The sequence below is a fragment of the Halomonas icarae genome, from assembly GCF_009901955.1.
GTDB lineage: Bacteria > Pseudomonadota > Gammaproteobacteria > Pseudomonadales > Halomonadaceae > Halomonas > Halomonas icarae.
Map to the genome: position 1 here is coordinate 1,326,733 of NZ_WUTS01000001.1, position 24,554 is coordinate 1,351,286.

Genomic DNA, 24,554 nt, shown 5'->3' on the forward strand with positions numbered 1-24,554 from the left:
CTCCTCGGGGGGTTCGTAACGCCGCCTAGAGTGCCAGTGGGGAGGCCGTGACGCCTGGCGGAGTTCGACACCGACTATGCACGATTCGACAGTTCCTGCCGGCGCAGCTCACTGGGAGTGAGGCCATGCTGTCGCCTGAAGGCGCGAGAGAAGCTCGAGGGTGAAGCGAATCCGCAGGCCAGGGCGATCTGCATGACGCTGTGCGGTGTCACGCGCAGCAGGCGGTGGGCATGATCCAGGCGCCGGGCCAGATAGGCTTGCTGGGGAGAGGTCTCCAGGTGACGCGCGAACAGCCGGTCGAGTCGGCGCCAGGAGATATCGAGTTCGTCGGCCAGCTCGCCGATGCCCAAGGGGGTTTCGAGGTTGGCCTCCATCAGTGCGATGGCCCGCTGCAGCAGCGGTTCCTGGAGGACTACGGGGTCGCGCTGGCGGCTGGCAGGCCGACGGCCCTGGTCGTGGACCAGTTGATCTCGTACTCGAGTCGCCAGGTCCTCGCCGTGCCGGCGCCGAATCAGGTCGAGGCTCATATCGATCGCGGCGCTGCCGCCGGCGCACGAGAAGCCCTCGGAGGTCACCTCGTAGATCGACTCAACCGCATCGACCCGGGGAAAGCGGGAGCGGAAGTCGGGCAGGCACTCCCAGTGCAGGGTCACCGTTTGATCATCGAGCAGGCCGGCGGCGGCCAGAACATAGCAACCGGTATCCATGCCCCCCAGCACACAGCCTGTCGCCGCGCGCTCGATAAGCCAGGCAATCAGCTCATCATCGATGGTGTTGTGTGGCTCGAAGCTTGCGCATACCGTCAGACTTGGCAGCGCAGGGGCCTCGTGGAGCGAGTGGCTGACATTCAGGGTCATGCCGTTGGAGGCCACCACCGGTTCCCCATCACGGCTGATCAGGTCCCACTCGAACAGCCTCTCGCCACTGATGCGATTGGCGATGCGCAGCGGTTCGATCGCCGAGAAGAAGGCCACCATGGCGAATCGCGGTAGCAGCAGGAAGCCGATGCGTTCTGGGCGGGTATCGGGGGGCTGAATTCTCATGGTCAGGATGGCCGAGACAAAGACGTGTTGTCGGTGATTCTCTTCTTCAAATATCTTGCTGGCATGGTGCGCGTAGGGAGAATGATACTACCTTATCGGTGCTTTTGGCGATTCTTGCTGTTTTAGAGAGTTTGTAGGCGTTATTGGCCCCCTGTTTTAAACAGCCAGCTTGGCTTGCCTTTTGTTTTATTCAAGGTATGGTCGTGAGCTTTGGAGGAAAGGAGCCCGTTTTCTATAGCTGGCATGGCAATGTTTTTATTATCATGAGGCATGGCAGTGGCTTTGAGATCTAGAGTGATTTATGCAAATCGTTCGGTCGGCAAGATTTTCTCCAAGGGTATGTGTCACCCTTTCTTCTTTCGAGGGCGCCCAGTCGATTACGCATCTGTCGTGGAGAAAATCGAAGAACTGGCGGCCGGTGCGGGAGGGGATCCGAGCGTGGCATCGATTGACAAGATGATACGTATCGTCGACCTGTCGACGGGTGAGCGGCGTACCTATACCTTGACAGAGCCCGGCAAGGCGAATCCGAGACGGGGGCTGGTGTCGATATTCTCGCCTCTCGGTGCGGCGCTGCTCTCCTCGAAAGTGGGAGAAGTGGTAAAAGTGGTAATGATGGGCCTCGAAAAAGAAGTGCGTATTATTGAGGTTCAATAGCTTTTTTGCTTTTTATGAAATCTCACTGTGGTTGATGTTGCACTGTGTGGGAAAGATTAGGTTTTTATTTTTTAAAAAATATATTAAATATTGGCTGGAATGGGTTGGATGATATTTAAGTAAGGTGGTGAGCAAGAGAGAAAAATAAAGTCTGGGGAAGAGATTACAATGCCCGCTAAACAGCGGGCATTTTCTTACTAGGCTCTCAGGTGGCGAGGAGGGCTACGTTGCCGGTGCTCAAATCTCGGCCCACATCCTCAGCAGATTCGCCAGGCTCTTCGATAGCATGTCGAAGGTGCGGGTCTTGCCATTGGCCTCGAACTCCTGGCGACGAGTGCTATCCAGGTCGAAGAGGATCTCGCGTTGCTGGGGGTCACGCACCTGGCTCTGGACCCAGCCTACCACGGCCAGGCGCTCACCGCTGGTGACCGGCACGACCCGGTGCAGGGTGGAGGAGGGGTAGAGGATCAGGGCACCGGCCGGCAGCTTGTAGGTCTGCTCTCCAGCGGTCGAGTCGATCAACAGCTCGCCGCCATCGTAGCTCTCGGGGTCGTTGAGAAACAGCGTGAACGACAGGTCGGTGCGCATCGCCCCCTGTGGGGTGGCCATGATCGCATCGTCGACATGGTTGCCGTAGCTCATGCCTTCCCGGTAACGGCTGAACATTAGCGGTTTCATGCGCCTTGGGCGTGCCGCCATCTGAAACAGCGGATTGGCCTGCAGGCCCTTGGCAATTTCCTTGTGCAGCTCGGCGATGGCCGGATGACGTCCATCCGCCTGCTGGTTGTGCTTCACCGTGCGAGCATGCCAGCCCGCGGTCTCGCGACCGTCGCGGAAGGCGGCATCGGCCAGGGTGGTCCGGACGCGGGAGAGCAGCTCAGGGGAGATGGCCTGATCGATGCAGAGAATCACGGGGGCTCCAGTCGGTCGAGAAATGAACCTCGATTATAAACAACTGGGAATCGTTTGCATTGAGCTTTCCAAGCCGGCACTCTACGCCCGTGCTCCTATCGGCCTGTAGGGCCACCCCCTGTCAAACGTATAAGCTGTCAAATGTATAAATAAGGAGGTCTGCATGACAAACAGCACCCGCACCAAGCTCTGGGTCGGCGTCGGCGCCAGCGTTCTGCTCGGCACCAGCACTGCCGGCTGGGCAGAGGCCGAGCCCGCTGCCGACTATACCCAGGGTCCCGACAGTCTGCTGCTGGCCCAGGCCGATCACGGCGGCGAGGGTGGTGAAGGTGGCGAGGGCGGTGAAGTCGGCCACCACCACGAAGGCGGTGAAGGTGGTGAAGGTGGCGAGGGCGGTGAAGCCGGCCATCACCACGAAGGTGGCGAAGGCGGAGAAGGTGGTGAAGGTGGCGAGGGCGGTGAAGCCGGCCACCACCACGAAGGCGGTGAAGGTGGTGAAGGTGGCGAGGGCGGTGAAGCCGGCCATCACCACGAAGGCGGCGAAGGTGGTGAAGGTGGTGAAGGTGGCGAGGGCGGTGAAGCCGGTGAAGGCGGTGAGGGTAGTGAGCCCTATGCAGTCTTTGATTATCTGAACGCTTCCGCCGGCGGCGAAGGCGGCGAAGGCGGCGAAGGCGGCGAAGGTGGTGAAGGCGGTGAAGGTGGCGAAGGCGGCCATGCCATCGACGTCAGCAACCCTGGCGTGTATTACACCAACCTGGCGATGATGAAAGGCCATCTCACCGTGGCCCGCGAGCTCTATCAGGCCGGTGAGCAGACCGCCGCCCAGCCACACTTCGGTCATCCCATCCACGAGCACTATGGGGTGCTCGAGCCGGCCTTTGAGGCGCGCGGCGTTGAGGGCATCGAGTCGAATCTGAAAGCGTTGGTCGAGACGATGCGCACCGGTGGCGAGTGGGAGAGCAAGACCGATGCCTACGCGACCGCGCTCGAGGCGATCGATGAGGCGATGCAGGACGTGGATGGCGAGCTGCGGGATGACGTCGCCTTCCAGAGCCGCGCCCAGCTGGTCCTGCTGCGTCAGGCACTGCACGAGTACGAGGAAGCGGTGGACGATGGGCAATTCGTCAATATCGTCGAGTACCAGGATAGCCGTGGTTTTGTGCTGACGGCCCAGGCATTGCTCGAGGCACAGGTCGACCTCTACGCGGAGGACACCTACGCTGAGTTGCTCGCGGCCTATGAATCGACTCTCGAGGCATGGCCGTCCGCGGTGGCCCCGGAGACTCCGGTGATGACTCCCGGCGAGCTCTCGGCGCGACTGTTCAAGCTGGAAGCGACGCTCGGCCGCTACTGAGTCGGGAGGCAGGGCACGGCAAACCGCCGTATCGGAAATGACGAGGCCCGCCCCGGAATGTCCGGGGCGGGCCTTATCATTGGCCAGGGTGTCTTGTGCTCCGAGTGGTCAGTCCTGCTTGATGGCCTGCCTGGCTCGACGGGACTCGCGTAGCAGCGAGACCAGCACGCCGACGGTCATCACCAGGATGACGACACTCAGCGGCAGCGCAGCGGCGATCAGTGCCGTCTGCAACGCCGTCAGGCCACCGGCCACCAACAGCACCGCGGCTACCAGGCCAATGACGATGCCCCAGAAAACGCGGAAGCGTGCCGGTGGCTCGTCATCACCCAGCGACAGGATGGTGGTCAGCACCAGGGTGCCGGAGTCGGATGAGGTGACGAACCAGCTCATCAGCAGGAACACCATCAGCGCCGACAGTATCCAGCCAAACACACCGGTACCCACGATGCCATCGGCAGTAGCAAATAGCGCGGCGGGGAGCTTCCAGGCGTTGACCAGCTCGATGATGCCGGCAGTGCCGGCGCCACCGCTGGCGTGGAGTTCCTGATACATGGCGTTGCCACCGAAGATGATCAGCCAGACGAAGATGATCAGGGTCGGCACCAACAGCACGCCGAGCACGAACTCACGCAGGGTACGCCCCTTGGAGATACGCGCGATGAACAGTCCGACGAAGGGGGCCCAGGCCAGCCACCAGCCCCAGTAGAAGATGGTCCAGCCCTGCTGCCACTCCACCGTCGAAGGCTCGTCCGCGAACCACAGCCCCATGGGGATGAAGTTGATCGCATAGTCGAGCAGGGTCTCGCCGAAGGCGGTGATCAGCCACAGCGTAGGGCCGCCGATCAGGAAGACGCCGACCACGAATACCGAGGTCCAGATGTTCATCTCCGAGATGATGCGGATACCGCGACGCACCCCGGTAACGGCAGAAACGATCGATATCACCGAGATCAGGGCGATCAGGATCAGCTGCGTCGGCAGGCCCGAGCCGATACCGACCAGGCGTTCGAGGCCCACGGCCATCTGGCTGACGCCCAGCCCCAGGGAGGTCGCGACGCCGAACACACAGCCCAGCACGCCGAGGATATCGAACAGATGCCCCAGAGGGCCGAAGATCCGCTCACCGATAAAGGGGTAGAGTGCCGAGCGCAGCGCCAGGGGTAGCCCCTTGCGATAGGCGAAGTAGGCCAGTGACATACCGACGATGACGTAGATGGCCCAGCCGTGGAGCCCCCAGTGAAAAACCGTGACACGCAGCGCGTCGATGGCCCGCTCATGGCCGATGGCGGTGGCTCCGGCCATATCGGCGTGGGGGTTGTTGGGGTAGCCGAAGGCGCCGGTATCGTCGAGATAGAAGATCGGCTCGGCGACACCGAAGAACAGGATGCCGATGCCGATGCCGGCGGAAAAAAGCATCGAGAACCAGGCGAAGTTGCTGAACTCCGGTCGGCTATCGTCGGGGCCCAGCCGCACGCTGCCATAGCGACTCAGAACGATAAACGCGCACACCGTCAACAGCAGCATCACCGTGATCAGGTAGTAGCCGCTGAAGGTGCTTTCGATCCAGGCGCGGGTGGCGCCGAACAGCATGCCGGCGGTCTCCGAGCCGAAGCCGGTGAACAGCACAAAGGCCAGCACCAGCAGGGCGGAGGTAATGGTCATGCCGCGATGCATGCCCTGGAAGAATCCACCCTGGGCCAGCTCAGTGACCATGTAGTCGGTGTCGAGCTCTACATAGGGGGACGCATCCTCGGGCGGAGATGAGGGACGAATGGGGGGAGTGTGATTAGCGATGATCTTATCCTCTTTAACCGGGCCACGGGCCGGCGATCCCGTGGTGCCGCCCAGGGGCGGCACCGTCGTCGAACAGCAGCGAGTGTTAGCGCCGAATGCCGATGGTGCGGCCTGCCAGGGCCGGCCAGGCCGAGGCTTCCGCCTGGGGCAGGCTGGCGATGGCCTCTATCACCTCCGGTGGAAAGGGTGACGGTCGGCCGCTCGCCTGGTTCATGCCCATCAGCATCTGCTCGCTGGTCGCCAGCAGGTTACCCTCCTCGTCGTTCAGCTCCAGGAAGACATGCAGGCGCTTGGCATCGCGATCCAGCAGGGTCACGGCGACGTTCAGTGGCTGCCCTTCATGGGCCTCGCGACGATAGCAGAGGTGAGTCTCCAGGGTGTAGATCGTATAGCCATGGCGCTCGCGTCCTGCGGCGTCCAGGCCGATATGATCCATCAGCGCTTCAAGCGCCAGGGAGAACACCCGGGCATACTCGGCATCGTTCATGTGACCGTTGTAGTCGACCCACTCGGGTGCGACACGGCTCTCCAGGATCACCATCAGATGCGTCCCTCGAGGCCTTCGGCCTCGGGCCAGTACTTCTGCACCAGATCGAGCAGCTCGACCAGGAAGTCATCGCGACGGCGGTCGAGCTCGGCGACCGGCCGGCCGGCGGCCTGGTGCTCGCAGCCCTCGACCACCTTGTCGATCAGCTCATCGGTGAGCTCGGGGGCCTCCAGCTTGGTCCACGGCAGCTTCAGCGCCGGGCCGAACTGCTCGAGCATATGCCGCATGCCCTGCTCGCCACCTGCGAGGTGGAAGGTCAGGAAGGTGCCCATCAGCGACCAGCGCAGGCCGCAACCGTAGACCACTGCGGCGTCGATCTCCTCGGTGGTGGCCACGCCGTCGTTGACCAGGTGCAGCGCCTCGCGCCACAGTGCCTCCATCAGACGATCGGCGATATGCCCCTCGATTTCGCGACGCACCACCAGCGGGCGCATCGCCAGCTCCTGGTAGAGTGCCTGGGCGGCCTCGATCTGCGCGGTCTCGGTAGCCTCGCCGCCGACCAGCTCCACCAGCGGCAGCAGGTAGACCGGGTTGAAGGGGTGGGCGACGATCACCCGGCCGGGCGCCTTGGTGCAATCCTGCTGCAGATCGGTCGGCTTGAAGCCCGAAGTGGAAGAGCCGATGATCGTGCCCGGCGCGGCCGCGGCATCCAGGGCGGCGAGGATCTCGCGCTTCAGCTCGAGTCGCTCGGGGACATTCTCCTGGATCAGGTCGGCACCCTCGACGGCTTCTTCCAGGCTTGCGACGAAGCGCAGCCGCTGGGGGCTCGCGCCGTCGGCCAGGCCGAGCTTGTCGAGCGAGCTCCAGGCGTTGTCGACGAAGGCGCGGGTGCGGGTCTCAGCCTCAGGCGCGGGATCGAAGGCGACCACGTCCCAGCCCTGGGCCAGGGCCCGGGCGATCCAGCCATTACCGATGACGCCGGTGCCGATGACGGTCAGCTGCTGGCTCATGCTTCACCTCCCACGACCTTGCCGGTGCTCGGGTCGCGCAGCTTGAGATGCGCGCGGGTCTCGGCCGGGGTCATGACACGCCCGCCGAGGGTCTCGATAAGATTGCCGGCCTTCTCGACCAGGCCGCCGTTGGTGGCCAGCACGCCCTTCTCGAGATAGAGGTTGTCCTCCAGGCCGACCCTGGCGTGGCCACCCAGCATCATCGCCTGAGCCACCATCGGCATCTGGTGACGACCGATGCCGAAGGCAGCCCAGTTGGCGTTTTCGGGCAGCTTGTTGCGCATGGCCAACATGGTCTCGGGGTCGGCCTCGGCGCCCCAGGGGATGCCTAGGCACAGCTGGTAGAGCGGGTCCCCGTCGATCAGCCCCTCCTGCTGCAGCTGGCGGGCGAACCAGACGTGGCCCAGGTCGAAGCACTCCAGCTCCGGCTTGACGCCGGCCGCCTGCACCAGGCGGGCGTGCTCGCGCAGCCAGTCCGCGGTGTTGATATAGACCATATCGCCGAAGTTGAGACTGCCGCAGTCCAGGGTGCACAGCTCGGGGAGCAGCTCGCCCACCGGCTCGTGGCGCTGAGCCGGGGTCTGGATATCGGTACCCGGGCCCCCACGGGTCGGGTCCTCGACATCGGGGATCCAGTCGCCGCCGCCACCGGCGGTGATGTTCATGACGATATCGACGTCGGCCTCGCGGACGCGCTCCATCACCTCGCGGAAGTGATCGAGGGAGTGGCTGATGCTGCCGGTCTCCGGGTCACGCACGTGGATATGCGCAATGCTGGCGCCGGCACGCGCGGCCTCGATGCAGTTATCGGCGATCTGCTGCGGGGTGACCGGCACATTGGGATTCTTGCCGGTGGTGTCGCCGGCCCCGGTGACGGCGCAGGTCAGAATAACGTTGCGGTTCATGCTCCGCTCCCTGTGATGGAGGATTTGACCCGCACAGTGTGACCATCCATTCGCCGGCAGTATTTTCGAAAGGCGACGTCTTATTGATGAAAAGCGTCCTTTTTAGAGAGGGCGTGGAAAACGCGTCCTCGCGTAGAGGTCCCCGAGGTGCTTTCCCGTTACTCTTGATTGTCGTTATGAATCTGCTCTGGAAGCTACGATGTTGCTGCTCGACTCGCTTTCGCCGCTCTCCGCCGGCATCAATCTGCTGCTGGTCGTGATTTCCGTGTTCACCTCTGCCTTCACCGCGGCGGTAGGGGTTGGCGGCGGGTTGCTGCTGATCATGGCCCTGGCCCAGGTGATGCCGGTGGCGGCGCTGATCCCGGTGCACGGCATGGTGCAGACGGGCTCCAATGTCGGACGGGTAGCGCTGACCTGGCGTCATGTCGATCGCCAGGTGATCACGGCCTTCCTGCCCGGGGTGGTACTGGGCGCCCTGGCTGCGGCCTGGCTACTGATACGCTTGCCGGCCGGGTTGCTGGAGCTGTGTATCGCCGCCTTCGTGCTCTACAGCTGCTGGGGGCCGGGCTTGCCCAAGCGTGCCCTCGGGCGTGCCGGGGTGCTGATGGCCGGCGCCCTGACCACGCTGCTCTCCAGCCTGGTGGGAGCCAGTGGGCCCATGGTGGCCGCCTTCATCAAGCAGGGGCAGGTAGACCGCCTGACCAAGGTGGCTACCTTCTCGGCCTGCATGAGCGCGCAGCACCTGACCAAGGCCTTCGTGTTCGGCATGGCCGGCTTCGTGTTCCGCGACTGGCTGGGGCTGATGCTGGCCATGATCGCATCGGGGTTCCTTGGCACCTGGCTGGGGCTGCGTCTGTTGAGTCGACTCTCGGAACATCGCTTCGACACCCTGTTCAACTGGGCGCTGACGCTGCTCGCGATACGGTTGGTGTGGCTGGGAGCGTCACGGCTGATGGGGTGGAGATAGAGGAGAGCGCCTCTTTTTTTGGCGACTGCCACTGTAAACTGACGCGATGCTGGCCATAATGCCTTTAGAATCCTCAGCTAAAGCGTTTAGGTACATTCGAGGGAGAACACTATGATGACCGCGATCATGGCCATGGGCCGCTCACGGCGATTGGCATTCGGGCTACTAATAAGCCTGGGGGTGCTGCTGGCCGGGGTGGCGCAGGCCAACCCTCGCTATGCGGCCATCGTCGTCGACGTACAAAGCGGCGAGATTCTGCATGCCGCCAATGCCGACGAGACGCGCTATCCGGCCTCCTTGACCAAGATGATGACGCTTTACCTGCTGTTCGAGGCGCTCGAGGGACGAAGCCTGAGCCTGCATCATGCGCTACCGGTCTCTTCCTATGCGGCCGGAAAGCCGGCCTCCAAGCTCTATGTCAAGGCAGGCTCCACGATCCCGGTGGAGACCGCTATCGAAGCGCTGGTGATCAAGTCGGCGAATGATGTGGCCGTGGTGGTCGCCGAGGCGCTGGGCGGCAGTGAGGCTCACTTCGCCCGCATGATGACCGACAAGGCGCGTGAGTTGGGCATGACCCACACTACCTTCCGCAATCCGCATGGCTTGCCCGATGCCAACCAGACCACTACCGCCCGCGATATGGCGACCCTGTCGTTGCGTCTGATGCAGGACTTCCCCCAGTACTATCACTACTTCTCGCGCACCCGCTTCGACTGGAAAGGCAAGACCATCACCGGGCATAACCGTCTGCTCGACAACTATGCCGGTGCCGATGGCCTGAAGACCGGCTTTATCCGCGCCTCGGGGTTCAATGTGGCGACCTCGGCGGTGCGCGATGGCCGTCGACTGGTGTCGGTGGTCATGGGGGGCTTCACCGCGGCCTCCCGCGACGCCCATATGGCGGACCTGCTGAACCGTGGCTTCGTGCGCGCCTCGCTGTTCGGGCGCGGTGACTGGGTCGCCCAGGCCGACTTCTCGGGTGAGCGCATGGATGTGCCCCGGACGGCACCGATGCCCAGCCGCACGCTGCCATCGGCGCCGCCGGCCGTGCAAGTGGCCAGCCGCCAGGAGCCAGAACCCACCGCTCGGGTCACGCGCCGCCTGCAGCCCGAGCCGGCACCGGCGGTTCAAGTGGCTAGCCTGGAGGCGCCTGAGCCGCTGCCCCGTGCGGCCTCGGCGCTGCCAGAGACCGCTCAGGGCTCCGCCAACGACCCGATCCGCGAACTGATCGGCCAGGCCGATGCAGCGGTCACCCGCACCACCCAGCGCCTCGAGCCGCTGGGGCGTAGCGGCAGTTGGGGTATCCAGGTCGGCGCCTTCAGCAGTCCCGATAACGCCCGCAACCTGGCAGGCCGTGCCGCCGATCGACTGGCCAGCGATCTGGCCAATGCCCGCGTGGATATTCATGAGGTACCCGGGCCGCAATCCCTGTTCCGCGCCCGCCTGGTCAATCTCGACGAGAACCAGGCCTATCGCGCCTGTCGCAGTCTGGTTCAGGATGGCATCGATTGCATGGTGGTCAACGCCACCCTCTAGTTCTTGCCGTTTGCCTGCGAACCTTCTAGCCTGATCTCGATACCACCCCGTCGATCCCTGATCGGCGGGGTGGTGCTTTTGTCACGCTTGAGGAGCGGGAAGGGGAGTCGCGATGTCTGAGTCGTTCAAGGGAATCGGCTTCATGTGCCTGGGGGTGTTCTGCCTGGCGCTGGGGGATGCCATCACCAAGTGGCTGGGTGAAGTGCACTCGCCGCTGCAGATCATCTTCTTTCGCACCCTGGTGTCGTTGCCGCTGATTGCGCTGATCGCGCGTTTCAATGGCGGCCTGCGCACCCTGACTACCCGGCGCCCCGGTGTGCATCTACTGCGTGGGCTGATTTTCACCAGCACCATGATCTGCTTCATGTGGGGGCTGACCCTGCTCCCCCTGGCCGAGACGACCGCCATCGCCTTCGCCGCCCCGCTGTTCGTCACCCTGCTCTCGGTACCGCTGCTGGGTGAGCGGGTCGACCGGCCGACGCTGCTGGCCACCACGCTGGGCTTTGTCGGCGTGCTGGTGGTGGTGCGACCCGGTGGAGAGAGCTTCCAGCTGGGCGCCCTGGTAGTGGTGGGCGCGGCGGTGTTCTACGCGCTGATGATGATCACCGCACGGCGCTACGGTAGCCGCGAGCACCTCTGGGCGCTGGTGTTCTACAGCACCCTGGTGCCGCTGCTGGTCTCTGCCACTACGCTCCCCTGGGTGTGGCAGATGCCAGCCCCGCTGCACTGGCCGGCCTTCCTGGTGGCGGGTTTCCTCGGCGTGGGCGCCATGACCGGACTGACCCTGGCCTTTCGCTACGCACCGGCCGCCCTGGTGGCGCCCTTCGACTATACCGCGCTGCTATGGGCGGTGCTGCTGGGGTGGTGGTTCTGGGGCGAGGTGCCGGACATCTGGGTCTTCGTCGGCGGCAGTCTGATCATTGCCAGCGGCCTGGCAATCGCCTACCACGAGCGGCGCACCTCGCTCGAACGGCGTCCGACCGCCTGACTCAGGCATCAGGCGGGGCAGGCTTCAGTCGGGGCATGATTTAGTTGGGATTGAAGGCACGTGCCGCGGCCTCCGGGTCCGGCATGCCGCAGATCGCCGAGATCACCGCCAGCCCCTGGGCACCGGCCTGGCGCACCGCCTCGGCGTGCTCCGCCTTGAGCCCGCCGATCGCCACGCTCGGCAGGGGGCTGGCCGCCACCAGGCTGGCCAACCCTTCGAAGCCCAGGGGAGCCGCATGGTCGTGTTTGCTGGGGGTGGCGAAGACCGGGCCGAGTCCCAGATAGTCGAGACGCTCGACGTCGAGGCGGGCCATCTGCTCCAGGGTCTGCACCGAGAGCCCCAGGATCGCCTGTTCCCCCAGTGCCGCTCGAGCCGCCGCTACCTCGCCGTCGTCCTGACCGATATGCAGGCCATCGGCGCCACTCTCCACCGCCACCGTCAGACGGTCATTGATGATCAGCGGCACGCCGCTGCCGGCAAGCGCTGCCTTCAGTCGCCGGGCCTGGTCGATCAACTCGCCGTCATCGGCGTGCTTGTCGCGCAGCTGGATCACCGTGGCGCCACCGCGCACCGCGGCCACGACGGTCTTCTCCAGGCCATGGTCGGCACATAGGATCGGGTCGGTCACGAGGTACAGGGAAAGATCAAGGCGCATCGGACACCTCCAGGGTGGGCAGGGTGACAAGCTGATCGTGGTCGAGGGCGTAGAGGGCATCGAGGAAGGCCACCGCAAAGCTGCCGGGGCCTGTTGCGGTGGTACCGGCGCGGCGCCCCGCCTCGCCGTAGCAGGCCAGCGCCGCCGTGGTGGCGGCAAAGGGATCCTCGGCGTCCACCAAAAAGGCGGCGACTACCCCGGTGAGGGCACAGCCCAGGGTGGTGACCCGGGGCATCAGGGGGTGGCCGCCCGAGATCCGGGCCAGGCGCCGGCCATCGGTGACCAGATCGATCTCTCCGGTGACCGCCACCACCGCGGCGGTACGGCGCGCGAGGCTGATCGCGGCCTCCTCGGCGGCCTCTATGGGGTCGCTGCTGTCGACCCCACGCCCGCCACTGCCCTGGCGCTCCAGGGCGAGGATTTCCGAGGCGTTGCCGCGGATCACCGTCGGCCGGCGTTCCAGCAGGCGCTGGCCCGCCTCGCGACGATAACGAGTGGCGCCCACCGCTACCGGGTCCAGCACCCAGGGCCTGCCCGCCAATTGTGCGGCCTCGGCGGCCTCCTCCATGGCATCAAGCCAATGGGGCGAGAGGGTACCGATGTTGATCGTCAGCGCATCGGCCAGTGCCGCAAACTCGGCGGCCTCCTCGCGGGCATGCACCATGGCCGGCGAGGCGCCCAGCGCCAGCAGCACATTGGCCATGGGGTTCATGGCCACCAGGTTGGTGATGTTGTGAATCAGCGGCGCCCGCTTGCGCAGGCGCGCCAGGTGGGCGGCGGGGTCGATCGGTCCGCGGGTGGCGGTAGTCATCATTCCTCCCGGGCGTGGGAGGTGCAGCCGCTGGAGCGGGCTGCACGACTCCCTACGCCGGCATGATCCGGGTCAGGTTCCAAGGGTACGTCTCAACCGCGGTGGATGCCGCAGCGCCCCTGTCGTGGGCATCACTATCCCTGCCCCCGACAAGCCTGTAAAGCCTGGGCATCGAGCCTAGAGCCTGGAACCTAGAACCTGGAACCTGGAACCTAGAACCTAGAACAGGGAGTGATTGATCATCAGGTGCGTCGCCACGCTGGCCGCATAGCCCAGGGCGATGGCGGGGGCCCAGCGTAGATGACCGGCAAAGGTGTAGATCCCGCGAGCCTGTCCCATCAGTGCCACGCCGGCGGCGGAGCCCATGGAGAGCAGGCTGCCACCGACACCGGCGGTCAGGGTGATCAGTAGCCAATGGCCCTCGGACATGTCGGGTGCCATGGAGAGCACGGCGAACATCACCGGAATGTTATCGACGACCGCCGAGACGATGCCCAGCACGATGTTGGCCCACAGCGGGTTCCAGCCACCGTAGAGCGTCTCGGAGAGCAGCGCCAGGTAGCCCATGAAGCCCAGTCCGCCCACGCACATTACCACGCCATAGAAGAACAGCAGGGTATCCCACTCGGCGCGGGCGATACGGCTGAAGATATCGAAGGGCACCACGCTGCCGAGTTGTTCGAGCTTCTTCCAGTCGCCGCGTTGAGCATAGCGGGTGCGCTTCCTGTCCAGCGAGCGCGGCAGGCTGCGGCGCAGGAAGTAGCCGAAGAACTGGAGCATTCCCAGGCCGAACATCATGCCCATCGCCGGCGGCAGGCTGAGCATCGAGTGGCACAGCACCGAGATGGCCACGGTGAGCAGAAACAGCAGGATGATGCGTCGAGCACCGCGCTTGAGCCATACCTCCTCGGTGAGCACAGGCGGCTTGCGGTTGCGAATGAAGACGTTCATGACCAGCGCCGGCACCAGGAAGTTGACCAGTGAGGGCGCCAACAGCTGGAAGAAGGCGCCGAAGGGCAGCTGGCCGGCCTGCCATACCATCAGCGTGGTGATATCGCCGAACGGGCTGAAGGCGCCCCCGGCATTCGATGCCACCACCACATTGATGCAGCACAGCCGGATGAAGCGGTCATCGCCTTCGGCCACCTTGAGCACCACCGCGCACATCAGCATGGCGGTGGTCATGTTGTTGGCGACCGCCGAGATCCAGAAGGCCAGGAAGCCGGTGATCCAGAACAGGCTGCGATAGCTGAAGCCCTTGCGCACCAGCCAGGCGCGCAGCGCATCGAAGACTCGGCGCTCCTCCAGGGCGTTGATGTAGGTCATCGCGACCAGCAGGAACAGCAGCAGCTCGCTGTACTCGAGCAGTGTCTCACGGAAGGCGGTTTCGGCCTGCTCGGGCAGCCCGGCGCCGGTATAGGCCCAGGCCACCAGCGCCCAGATCAGACCGGCGGCGACCAGCACCGGCTTCGACTTGCGCATATGCAGCACTTCTTCGGACATGACCAGGGCATAGGCCAGCACGAAGAGGGACACCGAGAGTACGCCGACGCCTGATCCGGTGAGATCGAGGGGGCCGGCGTTGGCCATGGCCAGCGAGGGCATGGCCAGGCAGCAAAGACCAAAAAGGAGAAACGCGCCGAGGCGAGAAGGCGCTTGGCGAAGGGTGTATCGGGAAGATGTCATGGTGGTAGTGAGGCGTCGGGGGGAAAGGGAGGCGACAGGATAGGCGACCTCGCCTTAAGGCTGCCTTAAGAGAAGCCTGAGAATCTGCCCTCAAGGGCTGTTTTAGGCCTTTCAAGAGGATATTTCTGTGCTCAAGGCCATTTTTTGGTGTTTCCTGGTGCTGTTTTCGCAGTTGGGGCTGCTGCACTATGTCGATAGGCGTGTGTTGGGCATGACATTCGGAGGAGGTGAGGCAGCGCCTACCGAAAAGAAGACGCAGACGCTTACGCCTGACGCGTAAGGGTTAGGCTGCGGCGCTAAGGCCTTCGAGGCAGCATCGCCACGATACGCAGCCCACCTTTTGGGGCCTCCTCGAGGCCGAGAGTGCCGCCATGTCGGAATAGCAGACACTCGACGATGGAGAGCCCCAGACCAGCACCGGCTCCGGGGCCGGCGCGATGGAAGCGTTCGGTGACACGACCGCGCTGCCCCTCGGGAATACCGGGGCCTTGATCATCCACGCACAGCCATAGTTGGGCCTCCTTGGCTTCAAGCGTTACTGTCACCCGGCCACCATCCGGACTATAGCGCAGGGCGTTGCCAACCAGGTTCTGTACGATGGTGCCGATGGCACCCGGCTCGGTGGTCAGCTGCCAGTTATTGGACTCATCGGCGACGAGATCCAGGCTTAGGCCCCTTTCGATGGCCAGTGGTGAGAGCTCGGCCAGCGCCTCACGTACCTCGACCAGCAGATTGCCTTCGATGCGAGGTGCCGACTCCTGCCCCACCGCCTCGGGTTCCAGGCGCGCCAGGGTCAGCAGCTGGGAGACCAGCCGGGTGGCTCGGGCCACGCCGCCGCGTAGCTCCTGCAGCGCCTCGTGGCGGTCGGCGGGGTCCTCGGCGGCCAGGGCGTTCTGGGCGTGCAGGTCGAGCACCGCCAGGGGAGTGCGCAGCTCGTGGGCGGCATCGGCGATAAAGCGCTTCTCGCGCACCCGCAGATGCCGGATGCGCTCCAGCAGGCGGTTCAGGGCGCCGACGATGGTGTCCAGTTCCCGGGGCAGGGGGTGCATCACCAGCGGCTGCAGGTTGTGAGGGTCGCGCCGATGGATCGCCGCGGCCAGCCGCGATAGCGGACGCAACCCCCGGCCGGTGGCCCACCACAGCAGCAGCGCCAGCAGGGGCAGACCGATCAGGTCCGGCAGCAGGGTGCGCAGGGCCACGGCGCGGGTCAGCTCACCGCGCACGTCGTCGCGCTCGGCGACCATTACCCGCCGCGACGACTCGGGCAGATCGAGTATATAGACCCGCCAGTCATGACCCGCCTGCCGGCTGTTGGCATAGCCGGGGGGCGCATCGGTGAACGGCTCGGGCGGGGCGCTGGCCGACCGCAGTACCAGCCGATCATCTTCCCACAGCTGAAAGGCCAGCCTGCTCTCGTAACGGTGGCCGGCCAGGCGCTTGTCCGACTGCTCGGCTCGCAGCAGGGCACTCTCGAGGCTGGCCAGCAGTGCCTGTCGCTGCCCCTCCGGCAGTGGTGCCTGGATCAACCCTTCCAGCAGGCGGGCATTCTGGGCCAGGCTGGCATCATAGAGCTCCTCGATCTCGTGGGAGGCGTAGCGGTAGCTGACCAGACCGATGGCCAGCATGCTGACGCCGAATACCAGCAGTACCAGTCCCAGGGTACGGCGACGAATGGAGCTCACGCCCCGGCCTCCTGAGGCGCATGGTCCAGCACATAGCCGATGCCGCGTACCGTGCGGATCAGGCCGGGGAACAGCTTGCGACGCAGATGGTGGACATGCACCTCGATGGCATTGCTCTCCACATCCTCCTCCCAGCCGTAGACCAGGCGGGTCAGGGTATCGCGGGTAAAGACCCGCCCCGGATGACTCATGAACTCCTGAAGCAGGGTGAACTCACGGCGCGACAGGGTGATCTCCTGGCCCTGGTAGCTCACCTGTCGTCTGGTGGAGTCGAGCTGGATGCCGCGGCACTCCAGCAGCGGTGTGGCCTGGCCCTGGCTGCGGCGCAGCAGGGCGCGCAGCCGCGCCTTGAGCTCGGCGACCTCGAAGGGCTTGACCAGGTAGTCGTCGGCGCCGGCATCGAGGCCTTCGATGCGATCATCCACGGCATCCCGAGCGGTGAGCACCAGCACCGGCACCCGGTTGCCGCTCCGCCGCACGGCCTCCAGCACCCGCATGCCGTCGAGTCCCGGCAGGCCAAGATCGAGAATCACGGCATCGAAGGGCTCGTCGCCCTGCAGGGCGGCGAGGGCCATGGCCCCATCGGCAAGGTGGTCCACGGTGTAGTGTTCAGTCTTGAGGGCTAGGCGGATACCCGAGACCAGGCTTGGATCATCCTCCACCAGCAGGATGCGCATGAGGTCTTCTCTCCTTACGTGCTGGCTTGCGAGATGGGGGCTCAGGGTGCCAGGGCGGCGGCGCCCAGAAAGCGCTCCTGCCAGTAGGCGATCTCCACCGGCGAGGTCTCCACTCTTCGGCCACGACCGGGGGCGTGGATCATCTGCCCATTGCCGCGATAGATGCCGACATGGCTAGCCTTGCCGCCTCCACTGGTGTCGAAGAACAGCAGATCCCCCGGGCGGGCGCGGTCCACCTTCGGCAGCCGACGAAACTGGTCGTCGGCGGTACGTGGGACGGCAAGGCCCGCGGCCTGGTAGGCCAGTTGGACCAGGCCCGAACAGTCGACGCCGGTGGGCGAGTTGCCGCCGAAGCGATAGGGCGTGCCGAGGGTGCGCTCGGCCGCGGCGAGTATCAGTACGCGATCGATGGAGAGCCCTTCGCCAGGCGGCGGGTCTTCCACCGCCAGTTGCTTGCCGGCACAGCCGGTAAGCAGCATCAGGGTCATCAGTAGAACGACCAGCCGTGTCGATATCGGAGGCAGGTGAGCGGAGAGGGCAGGGGGCATTCGGGCTCCATGCGGGCGGCAAGTTTGCCCCTAGCCTAGACCGCCGGCTTCATTAACGGAAGGCGATGCGCGTGCCATAGGCAAGCATTTCATCGGGAGTCACGGCATGGCCGGGCACTCCGATCATCTCGTCGCCGCACTGATCGGACCAGGTCAACACCCCATGACTCAGCCCCAGGCTGCCAAGCAGGTCGCGAATCTCTCCGGTCCCGAGAAAGGTGCGGGTGTTGCCCTCGGCGTCGGCGAGCTCACAGACGCCTGTGCTGTGATGAAAGCGCACCGTATAGATGCCGTCCATCGATTCTATCTCGACGACAGGTGTGAAGCCGTGACTCAAGGCGTTGGCCAGCTGTTTCAGGGTGATACGGTCGTGAAGGTCGTAGGCGTGGGCGTTCATGGGCAGGCCTCGAAGGTTGATCCAGCCGAACGGCTAGTGGAAAACATACATCCCTGTATAGGAAGTGTAGAACTATTGTGGCGCCATACAAGCAGGATTTGGCCATTCTCTGGCAATTTTCGGAGGGGAAGCATGTAAAAGTAATGCGTTGTATAGCTTTTATATACAGTGCTGATGTATCGCTGCTTGTTCCGCGTGATTCGGGTGGAAACCTGCCGTCGTCGCCCCCATGTCTATGCTCACATTCGCGCAACACAGGAGAGACCCATGAGCTTTCAGGGTGAGCAGCATCCCGGGGTAAAGGCCCCCGCGGCCGAGACCGATGGCTTCCGCCTCAATCACACCATGCTGCGGGTCAAGGATCCCGAGAAGGCCCTGGCCTTCTACTCGCGGGTGTTCGGCATGTCGGTGGTGCGCCGCCTCGATTTCGAGGAGATGCAGTTCTCGCTCTACTTTCTGGCGCGGCTGGAGAAGGACGACGTCGTGCCCGAAGAGGCCGGCCAGCGTACCGTCTGGACCTTTAGCCAGAAGGGACTGCTGGAGCTGACCCACAACTGGGGCACCGAGGAGCAGCAGGACTTCGCCTATCACGACGGCAATGCCGAGCCCCAGGGCTTTGGACATATCTGCTTCAGTGTGCCGGATCTCGAGGCGGCCGAGGCGTGGTTCGACGCCAACGATGTCGAGTTCATCAAGCGCTCCGATCAGGGCAAGATGAAGAACGTGGTGTTCGTGAAGGACGCCGATGGCTACTGGATCGAGGTGGTTCAGGCCGACCGTCTTGCCGCGATGGGCGACTGAGGTCGCGCCGGCGGAGGGGCGCTTCGTGGAAGTTGGCGTTTTTGCCCTCCACGTTGGAGGGCGATAAGGTAAGTTCATGACCATTCATGGCATGATCTGCCAAGGAGTATTGATGAATCTGCCACGTCGTCCTATCACCCTTGCCCTGGCTGGCGCCTTGCTGACCGCTCCGCTGGCCATGACTGCTCAGGCCGAGGAGCCAGCCGCGGTACGCTTCTCAGTGCCGCCCTGGCCCGGGGTGACGGTCAAGACCGAGCTCGCCTCACAGCTGCTGAATGCACTGGGGTACGAGAGCCAGTCACAGGAGGTGGGCTCCACCATCACCTATCAGGCACTGGCCCAGGGTGAGCTCGACGCCTTCCTGGCCGCCTGGCTGCCGGCCCAGCAGGGCATGTACGACACCGCCATGCAGAGCGACAATCCGCTGGTCGACCTGGGCACCAACGTCGACGGTGCACGGCTGGGCTTCGTGGTACCCACCTACGTCTATGACGAAGGCTATACCTCGGCCGAGGATCTCTGCAGTGAAGAGCTGCGGGACAAGGCCGGCGGTACGCTCTACTCCATCGAGGTGGGCTCGGGTACCAGCGAACTGCTGGCCGGGATGCAGGACAACGGCACCTACTGTCTCGATGAGTGGCGTCTGTCCGAGACCTCCACCACCGGCATGTTCAGCCAGGCCAAGGCGAGCATGGATAGAGACGAGTGGATCGTCTTCTATGCCTGGACGCCCCACTGGGCAAGCATCGAGTATGACATTCGCTTCCTCGATGACCCTGAAGATGCCTGGGGGCCGGATGGTGGCCGCAGCGACGTTATCTCGCTGGTTACCAGCCGCTTCGCTGAAGGAAACCCCAATGCTACTCGGCTGCTCGACCAGCTGGTATTCAGCGCCGATGACCAGAGTGCGATGATCTACGGCTTCAGCTACGAGGAGCGTCCGCCCGAGGAGGTGGCCCTGGAGTGGCTGCGCAACAATCCCGAGCGGGTCAAGGCCTTCCTGGAGGGCGTGACCACCCGTGATGGGGAACAGGACGCCTGGCCGGTGGTTCAGGAAGCGCTGGAGATTCCCGACGCCTGAACCGGTCGCTGAGGCGCTGCCCATCGTTGCCGTATCGAGGCCGCCTACGGGCGGCCTCGATGCTTTGGAAGCATCGTGAACCAGCGTCACGCCGTTCGGCGACGGTCCTGGCGCGCGGCGGGAGTGCCTGATCCGATGGGCTTACACAGCTAGAGTGCCCAGCGACGCAGCAGGTTGTGGTAGACCCCGGTCAGCTGGATGCTGGTGGCGTGGTCGGCCCCGAGCTGCTGGTGGGTCTGCTGGATGGCCGTGTCCAGGTCAAACAGCAGGCTGCGTTGGCCCTCGTCGCGCACCATGCTCTGAATCCAGAAGAAGGCGCCGAGGCGTGCGCCACGGGTCACCGGGGTGACCCGGTGCAGGCTGGAGGCGGGATAGAGGATCAGATCCCCCGCCGGCAGCTTGACGCTGTGCGCGCCATAGGTGTCCTCGACGACCAGCTCGCCGCCGTCATAGCTGTCGGGGTCGCTGAAGAACAGCGTTGCCGACAGATCGGTGCGCAGGTACTCGCCGCGCTGGCGATCCATGCGCATGGCGTTGTCCACATGCAGTCCGAACGACTGCCCGCCCTGATAACAATTGAACAGCGGCGGAAATATCTTGGCCGGCAGGGCGCCGGCGACAAACAGTGGATGGCGCTCCAGCGCTGCCACCACCACCCTGCTTAGCCGCTGGGCCACCTCGGCCTCCTCCGGCAGCTGCAGGTTGTGCTTGGCCAGTGCCGACTGGAAGCCGGCGGTGGACTTGCCATCCTGCCAGGGCGCCTGGAGGAGCAGCTCGCGGCACTCGGCGACCTGTGTCTGATCGAGCACCTCGGGGATATGCAGCATCATGAGTCACGGCCCTCTTGAATGAAGCGTGCCCGACCCCTGAGCGGGGTCGGGCGAGGAAAGACAACGGGCGTCACGGCCGGTTGATCAGAAGCGCTGGGTCAGAAGCGCTGGGTCAGAAGCGATAGTCGAGCGTCAGGATACCCGCGCGACCGTCGCCGATCTCCACCGCCGAGCTGCGCGACGCGGTGCCGGGGCGCGGGCGCACGCGCTCGACATACTCCTCGTCGAGCAGGTTGTTGACGTTGAGCTGGGCGCTGAGGTTGTCGGTCACCCGATAGGCCAGCATGGCGTTGTGCAGCCAGTAGCTATCCACGGTGGCGGCCACGTCGGAGGCAACCTGGCGCTCGCCCACATAGCGTGCGCCATAGCCCAGCTGGAGGTCCGGAGTGACATCGTAGGTCGTCCACAGATTGAAGCTGTGATCCGGCGTGTTGCCCAGGGAGTGACCGGCGGGGTCGCGGCCGTTGGTCTGAGGCTCGGCGATCGACTTGCGTGTCTCGCTGTCGAGGTAGGTGTAGTTGGCATAGACGCCCCAGGCATCGGTGAGCTGGCCGGTGACACCCAGCTCGACCCCCTGCACCCGCTGCTCGCCGGCCAGCCGGAGATCGTCGTTGGCATCCTGTTCGCGCACGTTGTCCTTGTCGACTCGGAACAGCGCCCCATCCAGGCCCAGCCGACCCTCCATGAACTCCCACTTGGTGCCCAGTTCCCAGGTCGAGCTCTCCTCGGACGACAGGTTCTCGCCACCATTGCCGCGGGGCAGGCCGCCGGAGGTGGCCAGGTTTTCAGCAGAGGGAGCAAAGGAGGTGCCGTAGGCCAGATAGACGCGGCCGTTATCGGCCGGCTTGTAGACCACCCCGGCGCGTCCGCTAAGCTCCTTGTCGCGGGTGGAGCTGCGCTCGTCGCTCTCCTTGTCGATCGCCTCGCCGTCGATCCAGTCGTGACGCAGGCCCAGGCTCAGGTCCCACTGCGGGTCCAGGGTGATGGTGTCGAATACATAGAGCGCCTGGTTATTCAGCGTGGCCTCGTTGGCGCCGCGCGGCGTATAGGTGGTGTCGCCATCCCAGCGCCCCGGTGGGTTGGAGAGGTCATAGCCGTCGTCGGGATAGGGGTGCGCCTTGCCCAGTCCCAGGTTGGAGGCCGTGCGGTCGTAGGTCTCACGGGAGACCTCGGCGCCCACCAGCAGCTCATGCTCGAAGCCCGCGGTATCGAAGCGAGTGGTCAGGTGGGTCTGGTTGATCCACATCTCGGTGCTCACATCGCGACGATAGGCCTGGGGGCCGGCCGGCTTGTAGCGTCCCGGCGCCAGGCCGTCGCGATCGACGTGCGACGCCGAAATCGTGGTATCCCGGTCGAGATGGGTGTAGCGCGTCTTGTTCTCCAGCCGCGTCCTGTCGCTGATATCGTGCTCCAGGGTGAGCGTGGCGATATTGCTCTCGATCCTCTCCTCGTCGAGGTTGCGCCAGCCGTAGTAGGCCTCGTGATCGACACCGGGCAGCACCTTGCCGTTCTCCGCGGGCAGGCCGTAGTCCGGCAGGTTGTCATCCTCCTGGTAGACATAGCTCAGGGTCGCACGGGTGGCGTCGCTCAGCCCCAGGGTCAACGAGGGCGCGATGCCAAAGCGCTCGCGGCCGATATCATCGCGGCCCGGCACATTATTTTCATGGGCCATCAGGTTGAGGCGCAGGGCACTGTCTTGACCCATGCCCTCCAGCGTCTGGTTGGCATCGAGGGTCAGGCGGCGGTAGTCATCGCTGCCCAGTCCCAGGCCGGCATCCACGAAGCTGCGGTTCTTGGGGGTCTTGCTGACCATATTGACCACTCCGCCGGCGGTACCCGCGCCGCCGAATACCGAGCTCGGGCCCTTGATCACCTCGACGCGCTCGGTGTTGAACATGTCGGTGCGGTTGTTCTGGCTGCTGTCGCGCAGGCCATCCACCTTCATGTTGGCGTTGGCGCTGAAGCCGCGAATGTTGATCTTGTCACCCGAGCCGCCGCCGCCCTCGCCGGCGTCGAAGGTGATGCCCGACACGTTGGAGAGCACCTGGCGCAGGCTCAGCGCCTGCTGCTCCTCGATCACCTGCTCTGGCACCACGCTGACCGTCTGGGGGGTATCCAGCAGCGGCTTGACGTACTTGCCGGATGCCGAGCGTTCGGCCTTGTAGCCGGTATCGCTGTACTCGCCGATCACCGTCAGCGAGTCGAGCTCTATCGCTTCACTGGACTGGGCCATGGCGGGGGCGGCGGCCGACGCCATGGCGAGGCCGGCCGCAGAGGCCAGGAGGCGATAGGGGGGGCGTTGGGCAGAGGTGATGCCAGGTTTCACTGTGCACTTCCTTGTCAAGGGAGGTTGATGAAAGAGAATTGTTATCAGAAAGTGTGGAATTCTCATTTGCATCGGGGTGCACAGTCAATCACTTTTTTTCCATATTCCCGGTTGGGTCTTTGGGTAGCCGAAAGGTCGCTCAGTAGCCGGTCATCTCCAGATAGCCCACTCCCAGTCGCTCGCCGCCATCATGGTCGCGGGCGACCACCTCGCCCTCCCAGTAGGGCACCGTGGTCTCCATCCAGCGCTCGGCGTGGGGCGCCTCGACGATCAGGTCGAGGCCGCGCCCGGGCACTTCCAGTCGCCAGCGGGTGGGCATCTCGCGGCCTGCCACGCGGGCGGTGGCCAACGGGGTCATCGCCAGCTCCTGCGAATCCAGCGGATGGGTGGTGCCATCCGCCAGGATCCAGCTGCCGGAACGGTAGTCATCACCGTCGTTTCCGCCGCCACGCAGCCGGAAGGCCATCAGGCGGTGGCCGCTATCGATGTGCAGCGAGAACCAGTCCCAGCCCGTCTGATCGGGGCTCAGCAGCTGGCTGCTCCACTCGCGGTCGAGCCAGCCTCGGCCGCTGACCTCGCGCGTCTTGCCGGCCAGGGTCACCTCACCCTCGATATGCCAGAAGGGCTGGCTGTAGTAATGGGAGCCCTGACCGTCGGCCGACTTCTGGCTGAAGCCGTCGTCGCCATGTCGTACCAGGGGACCCTTCGCCGTCAGCTCGAGACGATAGCCGAAGCGCTTGTCGCCTTCACCATCGAAGGCGGCGAGCCTCAGCCGCTCGAAGGTGTCGGCCTCGGGGTCGCTGACATCGCTGGCCAGCACCCAGTCATCGATCCAGGCCCGGAAGGGGTGGGCGGACGCACCGGCCTGGCTGGCCGCCTGCCTGGGAGAGGTCGTCGAGTGGCTGCGCGCGAAGCGCTCGCTGACGGCGTGCTGCTCCCCCTGGGAGACGGCCATATGCGCCATCCATAGCTGGTCGGCCACCCAGGGGGCCGGCTCGGGGGGCGTCTCCCTGGGTGGCGCTCCCGGCGGCAGCAGCGCCTGGCGGAACAGGGTCCACTGCAGCCCCAGCGGCTCGCCCTGCTCATCCTCCAGGTTGGCGGTGAGATACCACCATTCGATGCGGTAGCCGGGGTGTGCACCGTGATCCGCGGGAAAGTGCAGCGGCGTGTCGGGGCTGGCCTGCATGTAACCGCCATCGCTCTCGCCCAGCCCGGCGAAGCCGGCGCTCGAACGCTCGGGTGGGGCGTCGTCGCATCCGGCCATGGCCAGAAGGGCCCCCAGCAGTGATCCCAGCAACAATACCGGTCGCCAAGACCGCCAGATAGCATGAACCGGCATGCGTATCGCTCCTCGAGGTAGATGCCCCCTACAGTAGCGCCGTCGCCTGCCGGTGGGAACGGCCT

The 24,554-nt window shown here is 64.7% G+C and carries 24 protein-coding genes and 1 riboswitch; of the genes, 7 read left to right on the plus strand and 17 right to left on the minus strand.

Translation table 11 applies throughout. The features are described 5' to 3' along the window. Positions 1 to 74: 74 nt before the first annotated feature. Positions 75 to 1,043, minus strand: a complete 969-nt coding sequence (locus GRB80_RS06230) for a GlxA family transcriptional regulator (protein ID WP_202597172.1) — start codon at positions 1,041 to 1,043, stop codon at positions 75 to 77. Between the two features lie 294 nt (positions 1,044 to 1,337). Here GRB80_RS06230 and GRB80_RS16465 point away from each other — a divergent pair, with 294 nt between their 5' ends. Beyond that, positions 1,338 to 1,700, plus strand: a complete 363-nt coding sequence (locus GRB80_RS16465; RefSeq protein ID WP_161422924.1) for a GreA/GreB family elongation factor — start codon at positions 1,338 to 1,340, stop codon at positions 1,698 to 1,700. A 237-nt stretch (positions 1,701 to 1,937) separates the two neighbouring features. Here the strand turns inward: GRB80_RS16465 and GRB80_RS06240 are convergent, their stop codons facing one another. Together GRB80_RS06240 and GRB80_RS06245 are read right to left on the minus strand one after the other, a co-directional pair. Beyond that, on the minus strand, positions 1,938 to 2,612 hold the full coding sequence (locus tag GRB80_RS06240; RefSeq protein WP_161422925.1) for a Fe2+-dependent dioxygenase: 675 nt from the start codon (positions 2,610 to 2,612) through the stop codon (positions 1,938 to 1,940). Between the two features lie 121 nt (positions 2,613 to 2,733). Next, a complete protein-coding gene (locus GRB80_RS06245; protein WP_161422926.1) occupies positions 2,734 to 3,327 on the minus strand; it encodes a hypothetical protein in 594 nt (197 codons plus the stop codon). Positions 3,328 to 3,351: 24 nt separating this feature from the next. Between GRB80_RS06245 and GRB80_RS06250 the strand changes: the two genes are divergently transcribed. Next, positions 3,352 to 3,966 (plus strand): hypothetical protein, encoded by a 615-nt coding sequence (locus tag GRB80_RS06250; RefSeq protein ID WP_161422927.1) that lies wholly within the window; start codon positions 3,352 to 3,354, stop codon positions 3,964 to 3,966. Positions 3,967 to 4,074: 108 nt separating this feature from the next. Here the strand turns inward: GRB80_RS06250 and GRB80_RS06255 are convergent, their stop codons facing one another. From GRB80_RS06255 to GRB80_RS06270, 4 genes are all read right to left on the minus strand, one after another. Further along, positions 4,075 to 5,682: a BCCT family transporter gene (locus tag GRB80_RS06255; RefSeq protein WP_202597173.1), complete on the minus strand. Its 1,608-nt coding sequence runs from the start codon at positions 5,680 to 5,682 to the stop codon at positions 4,075 to 4,077. 166 nt (positions 5,683 to 5,848) lie between these two features. Continuing rightward, positions 5,849 to 6,304: a thioesterase family protein gene (locus GRB80_RS06260; RefSeq protein ID WP_161422928.1), complete on the minus strand. Its 456-nt coding sequence runs from the start codon at positions 6,302 to 6,304 to the stop codon at positions 5,849 to 5,851. Next, entirely contained in the window at positions 6,304 to 7,260 is a 957-nt protein-coding gene (locus tag GRB80_RS06265) for an L-carnitine dehydrogenase (protein WP_161422929.1), read from the minus strand. Before GRB80_RS06265 ends, GRB80_RS06260 begins: the two co-directional genes overlap by 1 nt. Further along, the gene (locus GRB80_RS06270) at positions 7,257 to 8,165 is read right to left on the minus strand and encodes a beta-keto acid cleavage family enzyme (protein WP_161422930.1); all 909 of its coding nucleotides are present in this window, start codon (positions 8,163 to 8,165) and stop codon (positions 7,257 to 7,259) included. Before GRB80_RS06270 ends, GRB80_RS06265 begins: the two co-directional genes overlap by 4 nt. A 199-nt stretch (positions 8,166 to 8,364) precedes the next feature. Here GRB80_RS06270 and GRB80_RS06275 point away from each other — a divergent pair, with 199 nt between their 5' ends. The 3 genes from GRB80_RS06275 to GRB80_RS06285 all read left to right on the plus strand — a co-directional run bounded on the left by GRB80_RS06275 (position 8,365) and on the right by GRB80_RS06285 (position 11,656). Further along, on the plus strand, positions 8,365 to 9,132 hold the full coding sequence (locus tag GRB80_RS06275; protein ID WP_161422931.1) for a sulfite exporter TauE/SafE family protein: 768 nt from the start codon (positions 8,365 to 8,367) through the stop codon (positions 9,130 to 9,132). A gap of 114 nt (positions 9,133 to 9,246) precedes the next feature. Then, positions 9,247 to 10,668 carry a serine hydrolase gene (locus GRB80_RS06280; protein ID WP_445351970.1) on the plus strand — a complete coding sequence of 474 codons (1,422 nt, stop codon included), beginning with the start codon at positions 9,247 to 9,249 and terminating at the stop codon, positions 10,666 to 10,668. 112 nt (positions 10,669 to 10,780) lie between these two features. After that, positions 10,781 to 11,656, plus strand: coding sequence for a DMT family transporter (locus GRB80_RS06285; RefSeq protein ID WP_132041677.1), 876 nt, complete (start codon positions 10,781 to 10,783; stop codon positions 11,654 to 11,656). A gap of 40 nt (positions 11,657 to 11,696) precedes the next feature. Here GRB80_RS06285 and thiE read toward each other — a convergent pair whose 3' ends face one another. The 7 genes from thiE to GRB80_RS06320 form a co-directional block, all read right to left on the minus strand. Continuing rightward, positions 11,697 to 12,311, minus strand: coding sequence for a thiamine phosphate synthase (gene thiE / locus GRB80_RS06290; protein WP_132041676.1), 615 nt, complete (start codon positions 12,309 to 12,311; stop codon positions 11,697 to 11,699). Then, a complete protein-coding gene (gene thiM, locus GRB80_RS06295; protein ID WP_161422933.1) occupies positions 12,301 to 13,122 on the minus strand; it encodes a hydroxyethylthiazole kinase in 822 nt (273 codons plus the stop codon). Before thiM ends, thiE begins: the two co-directional genes overlap by 11 nt. A 32-nt stretch (positions 13,123 to 13,154) precedes the next feature. Beyond that, positions 13,155 to 13,253, minus strand: a riboswitch (TPP riboswitch). An 88-nt stretch (positions 13,254 to 13,341) separates the two neighbouring features. Further along, entirely contained in the window at positions 13,342 to 14,727 is a 1,386-nt protein-coding gene (gene nhaD / locus GRB80_RS06300) for a sodium:proton antiporter NhaD (protein ID WP_237561928.1), read from the minus strand. A gap of 377 nt (positions 14,728 to 15,104) precedes the next feature. Next, positions 15,105 to 16,490, minus strand: a complete 1,386-nt coding sequence (locus GRB80_RS06305) for an ATP-binding protein (RefSeq protein WP_161422935.1) — start codon at positions 16,488 to 16,490, stop codon at positions 15,105 to 15,107. Continuing rightward, on the minus strand, positions 16,487 to 17,167 hold the full coding sequence (locus GRB80_RS06310) for a response regulator (RefSeq protein WP_161422936.1): 681 nt from the start codon (positions 17,165 to 17,167) through the stop codon (positions 16,487 to 16,489). Before GRB80_RS06310 ends, GRB80_RS06305 begins: the two co-directional genes overlap by 4 nt. A 41-nt stretch (positions 17,168 to 17,208) precedes the next feature. Further along, entirely contained in the window at positions 17,209 to 17,715 is a 507-nt protein-coding gene (locus tag GRB80_RS06315; protein ID WP_132041671.1) for a C40 family peptidase, read from the minus strand. A 52-nt stretch (positions 17,716 to 17,767) separates the two neighbouring features. Further along, positions 17,768 to 18,112: a hypothetical protein gene (locus GRB80_RS06320; protein WP_132041670.1), complete on the minus strand. Its 345-nt coding sequence runs from the start codon at positions 18,110 to 18,112 to the stop codon at positions 17,768 to 17,770. Between the two features lie 267 nt (positions 18,113 to 18,379). On the opposite strand from GRB80_RS06320, the gene gloA reads away from it, so the two are divergent. Together gloA and GRB80_RS06330 are read left to right on the plus strand one after the other, a co-directional pair. Beyond that, positions 18,380 to 18,913 (plus strand): lactoylglutathione lyase, encoded by a 534-nt coding sequence (gloA, locus tag GRB80_RS06325; protein WP_132041669.1) that lies wholly within the window; start codon positions 18,380 to 18,382, stop codon positions 18,911 to 18,913. 112 nt (positions 18,914 to 19,025) lie between these two features. After that, positions 19,026 to 19,994 carry a glycine betaine ABC transporter substrate-binding protein gene (locus GRB80_RS06330; RefSeq protein ID WP_161422937.1) on the plus strand — a complete coding sequence of 323 codons (969 nt, stop codon included), beginning with the start codon at positions 19,026 to 19,028 and terminating at the stop codon, positions 19,992 to 19,994. A gap of 149 nt (positions 19,995 to 20,143) precedes the next feature. Here GRB80_RS06330 and GRB80_RS06335 read toward each other — a convergent pair whose 3' ends face one another. From GRB80_RS06335 to GRB80_RS06345, 3 genes are all read right to left on the minus strand, one after another. Then, entirely contained in the window at positions 20,144 to 20,824 is a 681-nt protein-coding gene (locus GRB80_RS06335; RefSeq protein WP_132041667.1) for a Fe2+-dependent dioxygenase, read from the minus strand. Between the two features lie 112 nt (positions 20,825 to 20,936). Further along, on the minus strand, positions 20,937 to 23,150 hold the full coding sequence (locus GRB80_RS06340) for a TonB-dependent receptor (protein WP_202597174.1): 2,214 nt from the start codon (positions 23,148 to 23,150) through the stop codon (positions 20,937 to 20,939). A gap of 139 nt (positions 23,151 to 23,289) precedes the next feature. Next, positions 23,290 to 24,489 carry a lipocalin-like domain-containing protein gene (locus GRB80_RS06345; protein ID WP_161422939.1) on the minus strand — a complete coding sequence of 400 codons (1,200 nt, stop codon included), beginning with the start codon at positions 24,487 to 24,489 and terminating at the stop codon, positions 23,290 to 23,292. Between the last annotated feature and the right edge of the window lie 65 nt (positions 24,490 to 24,554).